Origin of the sequence: Flavobacterium sp. (assembly GCF_035456085.1) — a bacterium.
GTDB lineage: Bacteria > Bacteroidota > Bacteroidia > Flavobacteriales > Flavobacteriaceae > Flavobacterium.
In genome coordinates, this window is the sequence record NZ_DATIDY010000003.1 from 1 (window position 1) to 17,651 (window position 17,651).

General features: G+C 32.7%; 16 protein-coding genes. 7 read left to right on the top strand and 9 right to left on the bottom strand.

Features of this window, described 5'->3' with window-relative positions:
- The first annotated feature begins 140 nt into the window (after nt 1-140).
- Both VLC96_RS00050 and VLC96_RS00055 read left to right on the top strand, forming a co-directional pair.
- A complete protein-coding gene (locus tag VLC96_RS00050; protein ID WP_325259823.1) occupies nt 141-1,706 on the top strand; it encodes a protein adenylyltransferase SelO in 1,566 nt (521 codons plus the stop codon).
- 255 nt (nt 1,707-1,961) lie between these two features.
- Nucleotides 1,962-2,300, top strand: a complete 339-nt coding sequence (locus VLC96_RS00055) for a hypothetical protein (protein ID WP_325259825.1) — start codon at nt 1,962-1,964, stop codon at nt 2,298-2,300.
- Between the two features lie 78 nt (nt 2,301-2,378).
- Here VLC96_RS00055 and VLC96_RS00060 read toward each other — a convergent pair whose 3' ends face one another.
- Nucleotides 2,379-2,843, bottom strand: a complete 465-nt coding sequence (locus VLC96_RS00060) for a DUF1456 family protein (protein WP_325259827.1) — start codon at nt 2,841-2,843, stop codon at nt 2,379-2,381.
- A 410-nt stretch (nt 2,844-3,253) separates the two neighbouring features.
- Between VLC96_RS00060 and VLC96_RS00065 the strand changes: the two genes are divergently transcribed.
- Entirely contained in the window at nt 3,254-4,765 is a 1,512-nt protein-coding gene (locus tag VLC96_RS00065) for a redoxin domain-containing protein (protein ID WP_325259828.1), read from the top strand.
- Between the two features lie 194 nt (nt 4,766-4,959).
- Here the strand turns inward: VLC96_RS00065 and VLC96_RS00070 are convergent, their stop codons facing one another.
- Nucleotides 4,960-5,766 (bottom strand): alpha/beta hydrolase, encoded by an 807-nt coding sequence (locus tag VLC96_RS00070; protein ID WP_325259830.1) that lies wholly within the window; start codon nt 5,764-5,766, stop codon nt 4,960-4,962.
- A gap of 26 nt (nt 5,767-5,792) precedes the next feature.
- Here VLC96_RS00070 and VLC96_RS00075 point away from each other — a divergent pair, with 26 nt between their 5' ends.
- Nucleotides 5,793-6,224: a TerB family tellurite resistance protein gene (locus tag VLC96_RS00075; protein ID WP_325259832.1), complete on the top strand. Its 432-nt coding sequence runs from the start codon at nt 5,793-5,795 to the stop codon at nt 6,222-6,224.
- Here VLC96_RS00075 and uvrB read toward each other — a convergent pair.
- Nucleotides 6,217-8,208: an excinuclease ABC subunit UvrB gene (gene uvrB, locus VLC96_RS00080; RefSeq protein ID WP_325259834.1), complete on the bottom strand. Its 1,992-nt coding sequence runs from the start codon at nt 8,206-8,208 to the stop codon at nt 6,217-6,219. The two genes, VLC96_RS00075 and uvrB, sit on opposite strands and share 8 nt — an antisense overlap.
- A 188-nt stretch (nt 8,209-8,396) precedes the next feature.
- On the opposite strand from uvrB, the gene VLC96_RS00085 reads away from it, so the two are divergent.
- Entirely contained in the window at nt 8,397-9,500 is a 1,104-nt protein-coding gene (locus tag VLC96_RS00085) for a fatty acid desaturase family protein (RefSeq protein ID WP_325259835.1), read from the top strand.
- 63 nt (nt 9,501-9,563) lie between these two features.
- Here VLC96_RS00085 and rlmF read toward each other — a convergent pair whose 3' ends face one another.
- Entirely contained in the window at nt 9,564-10,517 is a 954-nt protein-coding gene (gene rlmF / locus VLC96_RS00090) for a 23S rRNA (adenine(1618)-N(6))-methyltransferase RlmF (protein ID WP_325259837.1), read from the bottom strand.
- A gap of 210 nt (nt 10,518-10,727) precedes the next feature.
- Between rlmF and VLC96_RS00095 the strand changes: the two genes are divergently transcribed.
- The gene (locus tag VLC96_RS00095; RefSeq protein ID WP_325259839.1) at nt 10,728-11,573 is read left to right on the top strand and encodes an ion transporter; all 846 of its coding nucleotides are present in this window, start codon (nt 10,728-10,730) and stop codon (nt 11,571-11,573) included.
- Nucleotides 11,574-11,592: 19 nt separating this feature from the next.
- Here the strand turns inward: VLC96_RS00095 and VLC96_RS00100 are convergent, their stop codons facing one another.
- Both VLC96_RS00100 and VLC96_RS00105 read right to left on the bottom strand, forming a co-directional pair.
- Nucleotides 11,593-12,087 carry a YdeI/OmpD-associated family protein gene (locus VLC96_RS00100; protein WP_325259841.1) on the bottom strand — a complete coding sequence of 165 codons (495 nt, stop codon included), beginning with the start codon at nt 12,085-12,087 and terminating at the stop codon, nt 11,593-11,595.
- Nucleotides 12,088-12,339 carry a hypothetical protein gene (locus tag VLC96_RS00105; RefSeq protein WP_325259843.1) on the bottom strand — a complete coding sequence of 84 codons (252 nt, stop codon included), beginning with the start codon at nt 12,337-12,339 and terminating at the stop codon, nt 12,088-12,090.
- Between the two features lie 364 nt (nt 12,340-12,703).
- Between VLC96_RS00105 and VLC96_RS00110 the strand changes: the two genes are divergently transcribed.
- On the top strand, nt 12,704-13,309 hold the full coding sequence (locus tag VLC96_RS00110; protein ID WP_325259845.1) for a hypothetical protein: 606 nt from the start codon (nt 12,704-12,706) through the stop codon (nt 13,307-13,309).
- 91 nt (nt 13,310-13,400) lie between these two features.
- Here the strand turns inward: VLC96_RS00110 and VLC96_RS00115 are convergent, their stop codons facing one another.
- The 3 genes from VLC96_RS00115 to VLC96_RS00125 all read right to left on the bottom strand — a co-directional run bounded on the left by VLC96_RS00115 (nt 13,401) and on the right by VLC96_RS00125 (nt 17,563).
- A complete protein-coding gene (locus VLC96_RS00115) occupies nt 13,401-14,063 on the bottom strand; it encodes a thiamine diphosphokinase (protein WP_325259847.1) in 663 nt (220 codons plus the stop codon).
- Nucleotides 14,064-14,334: 271 nt separating this feature from the next.
- Nucleotides 14,335-15,171, bottom strand: a complete 837-nt coding sequence (locus tag VLC96_RS00120; protein WP_325259849.1) for a DUF4249 family protein — start codon at nt 15,169-15,171, stop codon at nt 14,335-14,337.
- A gap of 4 nt (nt 15,172-15,175) precedes the next feature.
- The gene (locus tag VLC96_RS00125; RefSeq protein WP_325259851.1) at nt 15,176-17,563 is read right to left on the bottom strand and encodes a TonB-dependent receptor; all 2,388 of its coding nucleotides are present in this window, start codon (nt 17,561-17,563) and stop codon (nt 15,176-15,178) included.
- Nucleotides 17,564-17,651 lie beyond the last annotated feature (88 nt).

Below are 17,651 nucleotides of genomic sequence, written 5' to 3' on the forward strand. Positions count from 1 at the left end.
GCAAAATCCTGAGTGAAAGCTCAGGATTTTTTTTCATATATAAACAAACTAATTTTTATTATAAATTAAAGTTATCCTAAGTAATCCCATTTTTCTTATTCGTAGCGTATCTTTATAATCTATTTCAAAGTAGCTAAAGAATGAAACTTCATATTCAAAATAATTTCACTACCGAATTACCTGCCGACCCTAATGATGTAAATATTGCAAGACAGGTCGAGCAAGCTTGTTTTTCGTATGTGAATCCCAAAAAACCTTCAAATCCATCGCTAATTCATGCTTCAGAAGAAGTCGCTAATTTGATAGGATTGTCTAAAGAAGATATTCTTTCGGAGGATTTTTTAAATGTCTTTTCGGGAAATACAATTTATCCAGAAACCAAGCCCTATGCTATGCCTTATGCGGGGCATCAATTTGGTAATTGGGCTGGTCAATTAGGCGATGGACGCGCTATTAATTTGACAGAAGTAGTTCATAATGATGAGTCCTATACTTTGCAATTAAAAGGAGCTGGACCAACACCATATTCCCGTACTGCCGATGGCTTTGCGGTTTTGCGTTCTTCCATACGCGAGCATTTATGTGCCGAAGCCATGCATTATTTAGGAGTTCCAACAACACGTTCGCTTTCACTGATTCTTACTGGTGACGAAGTAGTTCGAGACATACTGTATAATGGAAATGCTGCTGAAGAAAAAGGTGCCATCGTTTGTAGAGTTGCTCCTTCGTTTATTAGATTTGGTAATTTTGAGTTGTTTGCTTCGCGAAAAGATCACGCAATATTACAGTTATTGGCTGATTATACTATTAAACATCATTTTCCAGAAATAATAAGTGATGGTATAAACAAATACCTTGATTTTTTTCAAGAGGTGACGCAGATAACTTTGGACATGATCGTGCATTGGCAACGTGTTGGTTTTGTTCACGGAGTTATGAATACTGATAATATGTCAATTCACGGAATTACTATCGATTATGGCCCTTATGGATGGCTGGAAGATTATGATCCCAATTGGACTCCGAACACAACTGACAGGCAATATAGAAGATATCGATTTGGCAATCAACCTGAGATTGCGTTGTGGAATTTATATCAATTAGCCAATGCTTTATATCCTTTAATTAATGATGCAAAACCTTTGGAAGCAATTCTTAATGGTTTTAGTGTTAATTATCAAAAGGAATATTTAAACATGATGAGAAATAAATTAGGACTGAAAATAAGTAGCGAAGAAGATTCAATTCTAATTGAAGATTTAACCGAATTATTGCAATTGGTCGAAACAGATATGACTATTTTCTTTAGAAATTTGAGTAATATTCATAAAACAAATACAGCCGAAGAAGCTTTGAATGTGATTAAGGAAGCTTTTTATAAAGAAAAAGACCTTAATGAATCGGTTTTGAATAATTGGTATAAATGGCTGAATCATTATGTTAGCAGAGTTAATCAAGAAGAGCTTTCGGATGCTGAAAGAAAGCTAGAAATGAATCTGGTGAATCCTAAATATGTACTTCGAAATTATATGGCGCAACTTAGCATTGATGCGGCAAATGAGGGTGATTATTCTTTGGTAAATGAATTGTTTGAATTGCTTAAAAAACCTTATGATGAGCAACCTGATAAACAAGATTGGTTTGCTAAAAGACCAGATTGGGCAAGAAATAAAGTGGGTTGCTCGATGTTAAGCTGTAGTTCTTAAATTTTTCTTTAAGCTAATGTTATCAAAATTTTAGCGAATTTATTTGATAAAAAATGTTGTTTTTATTCTTTTTTTATGAATTTGATTTGGTTAAGTTGATGACTTTTGTTCTTTGATTGCATTATTTCTAAGTATAAAAATATCTTAACAAAATATATGTTTTTCATAGTTTAAAAATTGGTTAAGTAATTGATTTTTAATGTTTTGAATTGAATTTAAAAGTAATTTTAATATACAATCTTAAAACAAAAAAACATGAAAAATTTATTAACCTTAGTGGTTGTGTTATTGATTAATACAACATTTGCTTTTGCAAGAAATGAAGAGCCTAAACGAGTTTTAGCTGAAACCTCGAAAGAATTAAGTCATTTATTGAATTCAATTCATACTGAAGGTTTTTTGGAAAAAGAAGTAACTGTAAAAGTTCTTTTTTATGTCAATGATTTACGTCAAATCGTAGTTTTGAAAGTGGGATCAGAGAATGCAGATATTTGTACTTATATAATGCATTCTCTTAATTATAGAAAATTGGTTAGTAACGAATTAACAGTTGGCGAGAAATATTTTTTTGACGTAGAATTTAAATTGAAATAGGATAATCTTATTGTCAATTATTATCAAAAAATAAGGCTGTCTAAATGACAGCCTATATTTTTTTGAAAAATAGAGCGTTTACGATTTTTTATTTTTGCCAAAATTGTATTTAACTTTCTCTACTACTGATGCTTTTCCGTTACCTTTTGGGAACTGTTTTTTTGCAGGTTTTTTAGCTGAAGCCGATTTTGAAGGGCTTTGATCTCCTCTGGATCTCTCTTCATCTTTTGGTTTAGCTTTAAATTCTGGTCTATCTTTTGTGTTTTCTTTCTTAGGGATTTGAGCTTTGTGTTTGGCTAAAACTTCATTTGGATTTTTAGGATTTTCTTTGGTTCCTCTCAAATGAATTACCAATCCGTTTAGGAAATTACGCAAAACCTGATCGCCACATTCCATATAATTTTCGTGTTTTTCATCACGAAAAAAAGCACCCAATTCAGATTTTGAAATTCTGAAATCTACCAATTCTAAAATTTCTACGATTTGGTCATCGCGTAACATCAAGGCTACTCGAAGCTTTTTGAATATATCGTTATTTGTCATTTTCTATTATTTAAAGAGCAAAGATACGATTTTATGAATTAGTGTTGTTTGCTTAACACGAATTCCACGAATTAGCATGAATTAAAATTAGGATAAAATAATTTCACTAATTATTTTAATGAATGATAAACACAAATTACATGAATTTAAAACTCAATTTTGTTGAGAGAGGGAGTATGATGGATTCTTATGAAAAGAAAATGCTGTTTATTAGCCCTGATCGCAGTGTAAATCCTTGTGTGCCGGGGTTCGGCATACAAGGTTGAAACGTAGAGCAGGAGTGATGTTTGTTAAAATCCCTGATGCTTCTGCTGCTGAAAATAAATAGTCAATATGGGGTTGAAAATAGATTGTAATTCTATTAATTTTGGAAAGTTAATTAAAATTATTTCAAAGATTAATTATTTACCATGAAGAAAAATCTACAATGTTTTGTTTTATTTTTTTGTTTTGTGTTTGCACAAGCTCAGACAGGTCATGAAATTAAAATTAACCTGAAGAATTGTAAAGATACCGTTGCTTATTTAGCTTTTTATCAGTTTGACAAATTGTATATCGCAGATACTTGTAAAAAAGTTATCAATGGCAATATTGTGTTTAAAGGAAAGAAAAAATTGGATAAAGGAGTTTATTTTGTTTACAATCAGGAGAAAGGAAATTATTTTGATTTTATTGTGGATGATCAATCGCAGAAGCAGCAAATTAGTTCAGATAAAGCGAATTTGCTAGAGAATTTAAAAGCAATGAATTCTAAGCAAAATGAAAATTTCTTTAATTATATTCGTTTTGTTTCGTCAAAAAATAAAGAATTTGATGGTTTCAAAAAAAAGGTAAAAGCTGAAAAAAAAGCCGATTCTACGACTTTATTCACTAATGAATTGAAGGTTTTGAATGAAGCTATTTTGCAAAATGATTTAAATTGTATTTCTCAAAATAAAGGAACATATCTTTCTGAAATGATCAATTTGAAGATGGACAAAGTTGCTAAGGACATTCCAAAAGTGTCCAACGGCAGACCTGATAGTATTTATGCGTATAATTATTATAAAAAACACTTTTGGGATGGGGTCAATTTTCAGGATGATTCTATGTTGAATAATCCTTTTTTTGCTAATAAAATAAAGCAATATTTTAACACCGTTGTGGTACAACATCCTGACACGGTTTGTGTTGAAATCGATAGAATGATGCTCAAAACCAAAGAAGGAACCAAGATGAATATGTTGTTATTGGCATATTTTACACAAACTTATGAAATTCCGAAAATCATGGGAATGGATAAAGTGTTTGTTTATATGGTTGATAATTATTTTAAAAAAGGAAAAGCCAAAGGCGTTTATGACGATAGTGTAATCAAACTTATAATTGATAGGGGAAATGTTTTGGCTCCACTGCAACTCGGGAAAACTGCTCCCGATTTGTATATGATTGATATTCCGGGTCATGATAAAATAGCCAAAATGGGTTTTGACACGGCTAAAACAAGCGAAGAATTGACCAAAATTTATTACGATAACAGGCCAGAAATTGAAAAAGCGTATGTGACTTTATCCAGTGTAAAAGCGGATTATCTAATTCTCCTTTTCTGGGATGTTGATTGTAGTCATTGTCAAAAAGAAGTCCCAAAAATTCTTGAATTGTACCACGATTTACGCAAAGAAAATAAAGATGTTCAAGTTTTTGGAGTGTATACTCAGAATGAATTTGACAAATACAAAAAATATATCGTTGATAATAAAGTGGATTGGATTAATGTGTATGATGGCGTTCATATTAATAATCTAAAAGATAAATACGATGTGGTGACGACTCCAGTGATTTATATTTTAGATAGAAATAAAGTTATCAAAGCCAAAGGAATTGGCTCGGAATCTATAAAGGGTATCATCGCCCAAATGGAAAAAGAGTACGCTAAGAAATAGTCTGTTTCGGGTAGAGATTTTCCTTTTTTGTTTCACAGAGATTCGCGGAGCTTACGCAGAGATTCACAGAGTTTTTTATAAATTGTTTTGCACAGTTGCACAAAGTAAAAAAACGAGAGATTCACGGAGTTTTTATAATTCTTTGCGAATCTCTGTGTTTATTCTGTGAGTCTCTGCGTAACTTTTTTTACTATTTAATAACCTAGCCAAACAATAGCATTGGCAAAACCATCTCGCCACAATTTTTCGTTGTGATGACCGCCTTTTACAATGACTTTTTTGTTTAAATGAAGGCAAGAACAGCGATTGGTGTTCAGCAATAGTTCGATGTGATTCAGATCTTTGACCATACTGTCATCATCACCTTCAGAATCGCCGCATAGGAAATAAATTTTTGCTTTTATTTTTTTACTATTGGTAGTTAAATCATTTATTTCTTTTCGGTTAATCCAAAAGGCTGGCGAAAAAACTCCCGCTTTTCCAAATACTTCTGGGTATTTTATAACTGCATAATAAGAAGTTAATCCACCTAGCGAACTTCCCATAATGGTTGTGTTTTTTGCATTTGGTTTTGTTCGGTATTTTTTGTCGATTTCAGGTTTTAAAGTGTTTACAATAAAGTCAAGATATTTGTCTGTATCTCCGCCACCGTATTTTTCGTTTTTGTAAGGAGTTAATTCGTTGATGCGTTTTTCGCCGCCATTTTCAATTCCAACTACGATTACTGGCGCTTTTAAACTGTCTAGTTTTTCATCTACATTCCACTCACCAGCAAAAGAAGTTTTGGCATCAAATAAATTCTGAGCATCGTGCATGTAAATTACAGGATATTTTTTGTTAGAAGTTTCATAGCCTATCGGTAAATACAACCAAATTTTTCTAGTTGTTTTTAATTGAGGAATCTCCATTGTGAAAGTTGAAACCTGTTTGGAAGCGGTATTTTCTTGGGCTGTTGTTATGCAAAAAAACAAAAGAAACAGAATTTGAATAAATTTTTTCAAAGCGAATAATTTTAGATTTAGAAAAAATGAATATTTTAGCTAAAAATACAATTTTGATGGATACTCAGGAAGAAAAAATAAAGTTATTGGCGGAGATGATTGCGTTTTCAGTTGTTGATGGTAGATTGCACGAAAGAGAATATCAATTTGTTTGGATAGTTGCCCAAGAATTAGGGATTAGCAAAGATGATTTTAACGAATTATTTCATCAGGAGTTGCCTTCTGGAGTTATTAAATCTGAATTTGAAAGGATTCAGCAGTTTTATCGTTTGGCATTGTTGATGCATTGTGATGGTATTTTGCACTCAAAAGAGGAAGAAGCCATTCGCCAGATTGCTATTAATATGGGATTGAATCCTAGCGCTACCAATCGAATTTTGAAATTAATGCAAAAATCTCCAAATGCGATGATAGATCCAGAAGTGCTTTTAAGTATTTTTCAGGAGCAACTTAATTAATCTGCTCTTGTAATTTCTTGATCTCATCACGGAATTTTGCAGCTTGCATAAAATCTAAATCTTTAGCCGCTTTTTCCATTGCTTTTCGTTTTTCGCGTATCAATTTTTCCAAATCAGGTTTGGACATATAAGCAGTTTCTGCTTCTGCTGCAGTTGGTAAAATATGTCCTAATTCATATTCAACTAATTTATTGTTGGTAAAGGCGCTCTCAATTTTTTTGTTTAAAGCTTGAGGCACAATATTGTTTTCAGTGTTAAAGTTGATTTGTTTAGTTCTTCTGTATTCAGTTTCATCGATTGTTTTTTGCATGCTGGCTGTGATTTTATCAGCATACATAATTGCTTTTCCATTTAAGTTTCTTGCCGCACGGCCAATGGTTTGCGTCAAAGAACGATGACTTCTTAAAAATCCTTCTTTGTCTGCGTCTAGAATTGCAACTAACGAAACTTCAGGTAAATCTAATCCTTCACGAAGTAAGTTTACTCCAATCAAAACATCAAATATTCCTTTTCGTAAATCCTGCATGATTTCAATTCGTTCCAAAGTATCTACATCAGAGTGAATGTAACGACAACGAATACTTACTTTAGTTAAATATTTGGCTAATTCTTCCGCCATTCTTTTGGTTAAAGTTGTAACTAAAACACGCTCGTCTAATTCGCATCTTTGTTGGATTTCTTCTATCAAATCATCAATTTGGTTCAAGCTTGGTCGGATTTCTATAATCGGATCTACTAATCCAGTTGGACGAATAATTTGTTCAACATAGATTCCTTCACTTTTTTGTAATTCATAATCAGCAGGAGTTGCCGAAACATAAATGACCTGATTTTGCATGGCTTCAAATTCCTCAAATTTCAAGGGGCGATTATCCATAGCTGCCGGTAATCGAAAACCATATTCAACCAAGTTTTCTTTACGGCTTCTGTCTCCTCCATACATGGCGTGAACTTGCGAAATAGTTACGTGACTTTCATCCACAACCATTAAATAATCTTTTGGAAAATAATCCAGCAAACAGAAAGGTCTTGTTCCAGGTTCGCGACCATCAAGGTAACGTGAATAATTTTCGATTCCAGAACAATAACCGAGTTCGCGAATCATTTCCAGATCGAAGTTGGTTCTTTCTTCGAGCCGTTTGGCCTCTAGATGTTTGCCTATTTCTTTGAAATAATCGACTTGTTTTACCAAATCCTGTTGAATTTGCCAAATAGCACTTTGCAAAACGTCGGGCGAAGTCACAAACATATTAGCAGGATAGATATTCAGTTTTTGGTATCTCTCAATAACTTTTGAAGTTTTTACATCAAAGCTCTCGATTTCTTCGATTTCATCTCCAAAAAAATGAATTCTAAATGCATCATCAGCATAACTTGGGTAAACTTCAACTGTATCACCTTTTATTCTGAAACTTCCAGGAGTGAAATCAGCCTCAGTTCTGGAGTATAAGCTTTGAACCAGACTTTTTAATAATTTGGTTCTCGAAATCATTTGGTTGGTTTCGATTGCAATTACGTTCTTTTGAAATTCTACAGGATTTCCAATACCATATAAACAAGAAACAGAAGCTACAACTAGTATATCACGACGTCCAGAAAGTAGAGAAGAAGTAGTGCTCAATCGCATTTTTTCTAACTCTTCATTGATAGATAAATCTTTTTCAATGAAAACACCTGTTACTGGCATGAAAGCTTCGGGTTGGTAATAATCGTAATAAGAAACGAAATATTCTACCGCATTATTTGGAAAAAATTGTTTGAATTCCGAATATAATTGTGCCGCCAGTGTTTTGTTATGTGCCAAAACCAAAGTGGGTTTTTGTACTTCCTGAATCACATTCGCTACCGTAAATGTTTTTCCAGAACCCGTAACTCCCAAAAGGGTTTGGAATTGTTCGCCAGCTTCAATCCCACGGGCTAATTTGTCGATCGCTTGTGGTTGGTCACCTTTTGGACTATAATCAGATACTACTTGGAATTTCATATGGCATTTTTTTTTGCAGGAAAACAAAGTTACAAAGTAAAAACTAAAGATTATAATTTCTGCCAACCCTCATTTTAAATTATAAATTGTTTGATAACAGTGTTTTAATGACAATATAAACATTTTTCAAGTTGTTGTTTTATAAGTTTTTTATTAAATTTGAGATAGAAACTTTAAGTGATGCCATTATGGAGAAATTTAAACGACCAGTCTATCTTAAGCCTGACGCAGATGATTTTTTTAAAATGTTGAGAAATGAAGTAAATGAGAAGGTTTTAAAAAATACTGCTTTGTATCGACTCAATGTCATAAAATCCTTAAGCCTTCTTGTGCTTTTCTTTTTGTTTTATGGATGTATTTTGTTTTTTGGAAATAGTACGCCATTATTATTCCTCTTTTATATTCTGAGCGGAATCACCATGATTGTGTTGTTTGTAAATGCCTTTCATGATGCTGCTCATAATGCTCTTTTTAAAAGCCCTAAATATAATGAATGGTTTACTTATGTGCTTGAACTTTTTGGAGGCAATCGTTGGCTTTGGATTCGTCGTCACATAAGTTTGCATCACGCTTACCCAAATGTTCCTGACTGGGATATAGACATCAAACAAAGTGATATTATTCGCATTTTTCCCAATAGTCCTTTGTTCGATTATCATAAATACCAACATATTTACATGTGGTTTATTTATCCTTTGTATAGTTTGAATTGGATTTACATTAGAGATTTTAAAGATTTTTTTGGAAAGAAGAATAATTACGTAAAAAAAATAGTTGATAAAATTCCAACAATTGAAATTTACAAATTGTTTATAGCAAAATTGTTTAATCTTTTTTATTTGCTTTTTTTACCAATGATAGTTCTGAATCAGCCTTGGTATATTGTTTTTGCTGCATGGTTGAGTTTGCATCTTTGCGGAAGTGCCTTGGGCGTAGTTGCCTTGGTTTCTACCCATGTTGATGAAGACGCTCATTTTCCAACTACTGATGAAGAAGGAAATCTTTCTGCTACTTGGGCGATGCATCAGATGATTGTTACTAAAGATTTTAGTACTGACAGTAAGTTAGCTAATTTTTTATATGGTGGTTTTACACATCATGTGGCTCATCATCTTTTCCCTCATATTGGTCATACCTATTATCCTTATATTACACCAATAATAAAAAGGTATGCAGAAGAATATGAACTGCCTTATACTTCATACCCATTTTATCAAGCAGTGCGATCTCATTTCAGAATGTTAAAAAACCAAGGAGTCAAAGAAAATTTGATGAATACAGGGGAAATATAAAATTAGATTTATCTGATTTTGGTTTAATTCAAATATAATCCGCAATCTGAATCTGTCAACTAATTACTCAAACTTCCAATCTTTCTGTTGTTCTTCTGTCAAAAAACTCCAGGCAATAAATCGGCTTGTTTTTTGGCCTTGAGCCATATTTACCGTTTTTATTGTTGCTGCATGTACTTTTGCCAATGTTTTATAAATGGTTTTTAAATTATCACTTTTAGAAACCAAAGTAGTGAACCATAAACATTGCATCGGATATTTAGCACTTTCATAAATCATTTGTTTGATGAAAGCCAATTCGCCACCATCGCACCATAATTCGGCATTTTGTCCTCCAAAATTCAAAACTGGTTTGTCTGTTTTAGATGTTTTTGGATTTAAATTGTTGACTTTTCGAGTAGCAATTTTTTGAGCTTCTTCGGAAGAATTATGAAAGGGCGGATTGCAAATTGTAAAGGTAAAACGATCTTCGGGTGTGATGATGTTTTTAAAAATAAAACGAGATTCCGTTTGTTGTTGTAAACTGATTGCGTCGATCAATTTTGGATTTGCTTCAATAATTTTGCTGCAATTTTCGATTGCTTTTGGATCAATATCTGTGCCTACAAAACTCCATCCATAAACAGAGTTGCCAATAATAGGATAAATACAATTAGAACCAATACCAATATCAAGGCCTGAAACATTTTCGCCTTCAGGAATTTTCCCTTTATTGGATGAAGCCAATAAATCAGCTATATAGTGAATGTAATCGGCACGACCAGGAATTGGTGGGCAAAGATAATTTTTTGGAATATCCCACTTTTGAATGCCATAATATGTTTGCAATAAAGCTTTATTGAGTTGTTTTACAGCTTCGGGATTACTGAAATCGATAGTCTCAACTTTATGCTCATTTGTAAAAATGTATGGCTTTAATTCAGGACTATTCGCAGTTAATTTTTCGAAATCATAACGGCTTCGATGTAAATTTCTAGGATGTAAATTGGTTTTAACCGAAGGGGTATTCTCTTTCATTAGATTTGATTTCGCAGCAAAGATACGGATTCTTTTCAGGAGCTGAAAGTACAGTTTTTTTGGATTATTTGCTAGAACTGATTTAAAGCAACAGCAATAAGTAATGCAAAACGACCGATTGGTTTGCAAAGTATGATGATAATTTGGTTAAATAAAATTTTTGAGAAAAATTATGTTTTAAAAATTTAAATTATTGATTTATATTTGATTATGCGTAAACCAAAAACAAAATTTAAGCTGCTCAGGCAAAAAATCTATATCATAATTCATGGTTCAGATACAGTTGCCGGAAGGTTATTCGATTTGATTCTCTTAGGGTTAATCCTTCTGAGTATTTTTACGGTAATGCTAGAAACCGTAAAAGGATTTAATGCAAAATATCATGACCAGCTCATTATTATAGAATGGATTATAACCATACTTTTTTCTATTGAATATCTCCTGAGAATATTTACGACCAATAAGCCCCGAAGATACATTTTTAGTTTTTTAGGGATAATTGATTTGATTGCAATTTTACCTATGTATTTATCTCTTTTCTTAGTAGGTTCAAAAGTGTTTTCAGTGATAAGGGCGCTACGATTGTTACGCTTATTCAAAATATTAAACAATCCCCAATTTACAGGGCAATCCCACCATTTGCTGACAGCACTAAATGCCAGTCGAAGAAAAATAACAATCTTTCTCTATTTCATGCTGATCAGTTCCATTCTCATCGGCTCGCTTATGTATCTTATTGAAGGTGAAGAAAACGGATTTACCAGCATTCCTGTAAGCATCTATTGGACAATAGTAACCCTGACAACTGTGGGTTATGGCGACATTTCTCCGGTAACACCATTGGGTCAGTTTATAGCTTCTTTTGTTATGGTTTTAGGTTATGGAATCATAGCCGTTCCAACAGGAATTGTGACTGCCGAATTTGCTAAAACAAACACTAATCCTGCAGCAATACCAGAACCCGAAAATAATCAATGTGGCAATTGCGGAGCCGAAAATCATTATAAAGGAGCGCAGTTTTGTTATCATTGTGGATACCCATTTTCATCGGATTAATGAGAAACTATTCTTTGAATTATGGTTTTTCTCTTCCTGCAAATCGTCCATTTCCGAGTAGAAAATTGATTGCTTTAAGGACATTGTCTTTAATTTTCTCTTCGGTTTTTAAATGAGAAATATATCTTATAATTTCTTTTTGTCGCGAAGGAGCTAATTTTTCGAAAACACTTTTAGCAGTTTCATTTTGATTAAGAGCTTCTTTCAATAAAGGATGCATTTCGATTTTTCTATCTTTAGGATCAAATGAAATTGTGATTTCAATTGTTTCTCCAATTCTTTTTGGAGAATTTTTCAACATCATAGTATTGATATACAATCGCCATGAACCAGCATATTTCATTAAGGTTTGGATATATGGCTTGTCATTTACAGTTCCTTTAATCGGAATTGGCCCTTTATTTTTATTAGCGTTCTTAAATATTGATTCCAATATCGATTCGGGAACAGTCACATAAGGATTGACTCCAATAATTTTAATTTCGGCAGAAAATGAATATTCTGTGTACTTCATCTAGTGTAGAAAGTATTTTCTAAGTTTTTTGTTATGCAGATTGTTTTTCCATTTTTCTGCTTTTATTTTTTTAGTCCAAAGATATAAAGTCCACAGAACAGTAACTGCAAAAGTAATCAAAATAGGTTTCAAATAGTGACTAAAAAATTCGTGAAAATAACTTCCAATAAAGATGTAAGCCGAAGCAATACAAGACTTTAAAACAATAAATTCTGTATTTGACCAACTCGTTTTGATTCTAAAAAAATTCATGATTATTAGATTTGGTTAATTGTTTAAGTAATTTTGGATCATCTAATAAAGCGTTTTTTCAATAAATAAGAATTTTAAATTAATATATAAACTGAATTATTGCTTGAGTTATTGTGTTGGAATGCAGAATGGTGTAATCTTAAAGAGACTTTTCCAGTTTGAGTTTGAGCTAGTTTCAGTCCGGAAGCGAGAAAGAATCGTTGACAGGTTGATTAGAATTTTGAATGTAGCGTAAAACCAAACTTGTTTGGTAAAAAAACGTTATAAGTACAATAAATACTATAATTAAATGTTTATATAAATAGGTGTTAATGTGGTCAATATTAATGCTTAAACTAATTTTAATTATTAATATTTAGAAGATATGAAAATACTATTGTTTGTAATTATGATTGCTGGTATTTCCGTTGAAGGGTTTGCTCAGGATGAATTCAGTACAAAAAATAATGCTATTCCAAACAAAAATATGGATATTAAGGAAGTTCCACCACTTGAAGTAATTCCTCCCAAAAATGAAACTCCACCGCCACCAGCAGTTGTCAAAAAACCAGATCCATTTGAAATAAATCCAGTAGAGCTTTTTAATAACAGACAATTGTATAAAGAGCCAAAGGATTCTGTAGGGATTTATTATAGACGTAATCAATATTTAGGAAGTTTTAAAACGAAAGAATTTATTTCGACAATTCGTTTTAGAGATGCTGCTTTTGTGGATGGAGACAAGGTTAGAATCTATCTGAATGATAAAGTAATTGAACCTGAAGTTGTTTTAGATGGTGGGTTTAAAGAATATAAAATAACATTAAAACCAGGAATTAATAAAATTGATTTTGAAGCTTTGAATGAAGGTTTTGCATCACCAAATACCGCCGAATTTCAAATTTTTGATGCTAAAGGTGCAGAGATTACTTCTCAGGAATGGAATGTTGGTACAGGTTATAAAGCCGCTGTTATAATAGTGAATCAATGAAGTTAAATTGTGTAAAAAAAAGAAAGAGCCTCGTTTTAAGTGATTAAAAATGAGGCTTTTTTTATGTTTTAGTTGTCTAGTCCTGAAAATATTAATCCATACATTCCATCAGTAATAAATCGCCATCTGTGTGAGTTAATGTTACTAGTCCGTCTTGGGCAACTTCATTACTACTTCCTGTTCTGTATCCTATTGTTAGTGTGTCGTTTTTAAGAGGATATACTAAATTTTCTGAATAGATTCCGTTTACAACACCCACAGGAATTAATGAAATTGGAGTTCCGGCGGTGTACCATTTTTCAAATTTATAAGGCAACAAAAATATTTTAGAGTGGTCATCAAGAATTACAATTTTGAGCAAATCGCGATAACGAACAATATTCGTGAGATTGGTAATGGTATGATCAGCACGTTTTCCAGTTGCCCAAACGACATTTGCAGCAGGAATTTGTCTTTCGATGAGGTAATCGAATGCTTTCTCCAAATCGGTTTTATTTTGATCTGGAGTATGAACTATCTCTAGCGGATATTGTGAGTCTTTATATATTTCAGGATTAAATCCATGGTCAAAATCCCCCAACAAAACATCTACTTTTATACCCAATTCCAGAACTCTTTCCATCGCCGAATCTAATACGATCACCAACGGAGACCATTCTAATAATTGTCCTAATAATTCAGGATGACAAGCAGCGCCATTGGCTATGATTAATGCAGGTTCCTGGTCGTCGCGAACAATATGATGTGAAGACATTTTTAATTATGAATTATGAATTATGAATTGTAAGTAGGCTTTTTACTTTTACCCTTTGACCTTTCAATTATGAATTAATTTTCAAAGGTATGTTTCTTGATTCGTAATTCATAATTGACCATTCGTAATTTTTTAGCCCAGATGGTAGTGGAAAGCCCGGAGTGAAAAAAACAAATTTTTCTTGTCCTAAAAGAGCGACCAGCGGAAGCTCCTTTTAGGGCTTAGAAAAATAGTTTTTTGAACGAGGACTTGTAATGGACAGCTGGATTGGCTACTGAACAGTATAACTTTCAGAATCTATTTCAGAAAGATGAAAAAAGCCTAATGGATAATCATCGGGATTGGTTTCATTTACGATGTTTCCTCTTAAAGTAGCAGGCGCAGTAGCAAAAGGATTTCCACCATTTGTTCCGGCTATACTGAGTAATTTGGTCATGTAATTATTGTATTTTTCGGTGATTCCTTGAAGACTAAATTCTAGTTTGTCTCCTTTTTTGATATTGTCACCACGATAAAAGGCAAACATTAAATTGCCTTGATAAAATTCGTCATCCAGCGCACCATATTCCGGATAGACTATGTTAGCGTTTTTGGCTCCTACTAAGTAAAAATTATCTTCGGCACCGTTATCTTGCCAATAAAATTTAAGTTCATAAACATCTTCACCTTCAATTCCTGGTTTTATGCTTTGCTCTGTTTTTACAATATCTGGAGAAGCCATGAAAATAGAGGTAGAAGTATAAGTTTGCCCTTTGTAAAGTACAGTAAGCTTATATTCATTATTGATGATAGGGACGAAATTGTTGCAAATGTATTCTCCAGTTTGACCATCTTCAACAAATTGAAAAGTAACTGGCGTACTCAAGCTGGTATTAGTCACAGTAATTGTAGCTCCGGTTGCAGCTGGGACTGTGTTAGAGTAATAATCGGTTGTTGTGGTTAATTTGATTTTTTGAGTACTTCCTGTGGTCTCTTTTTCCCATTTTATTGAAGCGTCAATTACTAATTTTGGAGGGGCAGTATTTAGGTCAACATTGACTACATCTTCACAACTTATAACTGAGAAAATCGTAATTAGTAAGACTATGATTCTTTTTATATTTTTCATGATACTAAAATTTAAAATTATAAGAAACTGATGGAATTACTCCAAAAATGGATAGCCTTACAGCTTCGTTAGTGCCTGTTTCTTCATTTTCTCTAAAGCTGATAGAAGCGGCATTTTTTCGATTATAAAGATTGTAAATACTAAAGACCCACTCACTTTGCCATCCTTTCTTTTTAAATGGCTTTGGAGTATAAGTAGCCGACACATCTAAGTGATGATATATTGGAAGACTATTTCCATTTCGTTCGCCGTAGCTTGGTATCGTGATTCCTTGATAAATATATTGACCATTTGGATAAGTTACAGGTTGTCCAGACTGGAAAGTGAAATTCCCGCCAAAATTCCATTTATCGCTCATGGTATAATTTGCTGTAACTGCTAAATTATGTAATTTATCATAAGCTGAACGATACCATTCTCCGTTGTTGATTCCTATTTCTTCGGGAGTTCTACCGGGAGTTCTTTGTTGCGATTTGGATAAAGTATAAGAAATCCAGCCATTAAATTTTCCTGAGTTTTTTCGAAGTAACATTTCTAAACCAAATGAACGCATCTCGCCGTTAAGAATGACTTGTTCAATAGCTTCGTTAGCCACAATATCTGCGCCGTCTATGTAATCCATTCGGTTTTTAATTTTTTTGTAAAAACTTTCTAATTCTAGAGTGTATACGTTTTCTTTAAAATTTTTAAAATACCCGAGAGCAACTTGATCTGCAATTTGTGGTTTAATGTAATTGTCACTTGGAGTCCAAACATCAAGCGGAGTAGGCGAGTTGGTATTAGAAATTAATTGAAGATATTGTACCATTCGATTATAACTCGCTTTAACAGACTGGTCTTTGTTTAATTCATAAGCTACTGAAATACGAGGTTCCAAGTTGTCAAAATTGGATATAGTTTCATTTTTTTTGTATGAAGTTGTTCCAATTGGTTTAGCTTTTTCGTAAATTTTTAAATCGGCATCGTAAGCTACAGGTTGATTGTTGGTATATAAATTGACCGTTGAATTTCCTAAACGATTAAAAAAACTATAACGGACACCATAATTTACCGCTAATTTATCTGTTAGAACTTGTTCGGCTTCAAGATAAATGCCGTTTTCTAAGGCGTATTTTTTTTCTAATTGTTTAAAATTAACTCCAGAATTTGTTCCACTTGGTTTGATGGTTCCAGGATTAAAGTCATAGTAAGTAGAGTTGACCCCAAAGTTTAATTTTATGTTATTCGATAAATAATATTTGAAATCATACTTTAAATTGAAGTTTCTAATACCTGAATCCCAATTAAACCCTAAAAAATCAAGTGTCAGTCCATAATAGTAATCACTAAAAATAGCAGACAAATTTGAAAATAGTTTGCTATTATAAAGATGATTCCACCTCAAATTTAATGTGGCATTACCATAAGTATTTGCAAAAGTTTCATTTAAAGAAAAAATATCACGGCCAAAATAACCTGAAAGGTATAAATTGTTATTGTCGTTAAGTTTATAATTCAGCTTTGTATTTAAATCATAAAAATAAGCTGAGTTGTCGTTGTTGGCTAATTTTAGGAATAAATGAGCGTAAGAAGCACGACCTCCAATCAGGAACGAACCTTTGTCTTTCACAATAGGACCTTCGGCAAGAATTCGGCTGGTGATTAATCCGACTCCACCATTCATGTGAAATTCATTGCTATTTCCATCCTTTTGATAAATATCCAAGACAGAGGAAACTCTTCCTCCATATTTAGATGGAATTCCACCTTTATATAGTTTTAAATCTTTGATAGCATCCGGATTGAACACTGAGAAAAAACCAAAAACGTGAGATGAATTAAAGATCATAGCTTCGTCCAAAAGAATTAAGTTTTGATCTGCACCACCACCACGAACATTAAAACCAGATTGTCCTTCACCGGCATTGGTCACACCTGGAAGAAATAAAATAGATTTGATAACGTCAACCTCGCCCATTACAACAGGCATTTTTTTAATTGCCGAAATAGAAAGTTTATTCACACTCATTTCTGGCTTCCGAATGTTGGCTTCTGTTTTTGCTGAAGTAACCACGACCTCTTTTAAAACATTTTCGTTAGCCGTTAATTCGAAATTCTTTTTAGTATTTTTATTTAAATCAATAGTCTGCTCAATAGTTCCATATCCAACTGATGTAATCTGGATTTTATATTTGCCTTCTGGTAGCGTTATGGAGTAAAATCCATATTCATTTGTCATAACTCCTACCTGTAATTCTGGAATTAAAACATTAACAGCAATTAAAGTTTCATTACTTTTTGAGTCAGTAATAGTTCCGCTTAGTGTGTGCTTTTGTTTGTCCGTATTTTGTGAAAAAATCGAAAAAGAAGAAAGCAATAATAATGATGCGTAAATAATTTTCTTTAAAATCATTGGTTAGGTTTTGAGCTTGCAAATATCTACAAAATGCAATTAAATTCGTACTTAAAACATGTTAATCTATAGTTAAATCAGAACCAAA

What these genes read in the sequence shown, in the direction of transcription:
- uvrB (WP_325259834.1), bottom strand. Translation starts at nt 8,208, where the DNA reads ATGAAATTCCAAGTAGTATCTGATTATAGTCCAAAAGGTGACCAACCA.
- VLC96_RS00065 (WP_325259828.1), top strand. Translation starts at nt 3,254, where the DNA reads ATGAAGAAAAATCTACAATGTTTTGTTTTATTTTTTTGTTTTGTGTTT.
- VLC96_RS00060 (WP_325259827.1), bottom strand. Translation starts at nt 2,843, where the DNA reads ATGACAAATAACGATATATTCAAAAAGCTTCGAGTAGCCTTGATGTTA.
- VLC96_RS00095 (WP_325259839.1), top strand. Translation starts at nt 10,728, where the DNA reads ATGCGTAAACCAAAAACAAAATTTAAGCTGCTCAGGCAAAAAATCTAT.
- VLC96_RS00050 (WP_325259823.1), top strand. Translation starts at nt 141, where the DNA reads ATGAAACTTCATATTCAAAATAATTTCACTACCGAATTACCTGCCGAC.
- VLC96_RS00115 (WP_325259847.1), bottom strand. Translation starts at nt 14,063, where the DNA reads ATGTCTTCACATCATATTGTTCGCGACGACCAGGAACCTGCATTAATC.
- VLC96_RS00100 (WP_325259841.1), bottom strand. Translation starts at nt 12,087, where the DNA reads ATGAAGTACACAGAATATTCATTTTCTGCCGAAATTAAAATTATTGGA.
- VLC96_RS00110 (WP_325259845.1), top strand. Translation starts at nt 12,704, where the DNA reads ATGAAAATACTATTGTTTGTAATTATGATTGCTGGTATTTCCGTTGAA.
- VLC96_RS00085 (WP_325259835.1), top strand. Translation starts at nt 8,397, where the DNA reads ATGGAGAAATTTAAACGACCAGTCTATCTTAAGCCTGACGCAGATGAT.
- VLC96_RS00120 (WP_325259849.1), bottom strand. Translation starts at nt 15,171, where the DNA reads ATGAAAAATATAAAAAGAATCATAGTCTTACTAATTACGATTTTCTCA.
- VLC96_RS00105 (WP_325259843.1), bottom strand. Translation starts at nt 12,339, where the DNA reads ATGAATTTTTTTAGAATCAAAACGAGTTGGTCAAATACAGAATTTATT.
- rlmF (WP_325259837.1), bottom strand. Translation starts at nt 10,517, where the DNA reads ATGAAAGAGAATACCCCTTCGGTTAAAACCAATTTACATCCTAGAAAT.
- VLC96_RS00055 (WP_325259825.1), top strand. Translation starts at nt 1,962, where the DNA reads ATGAAAAATTTATTAACCTTAGTGGTTGTGTTATTGATTAATACAACA.
- VLC96_RS00125 (WP_325259851.1), bottom strand. Translation starts at nt 17,563, where the DNA reads ATGATTTTAAAGAAAATTATTTACGCATCATTATTATTGCTTTCTTCT.
- VLC96_RS00075 (WP_325259832.1), top strand. Translation starts at nt 5,793, where the DNA reads ATGAATATTTTAGCTAAAAATACAATTTTGATGGATACTCAGGAAGAA.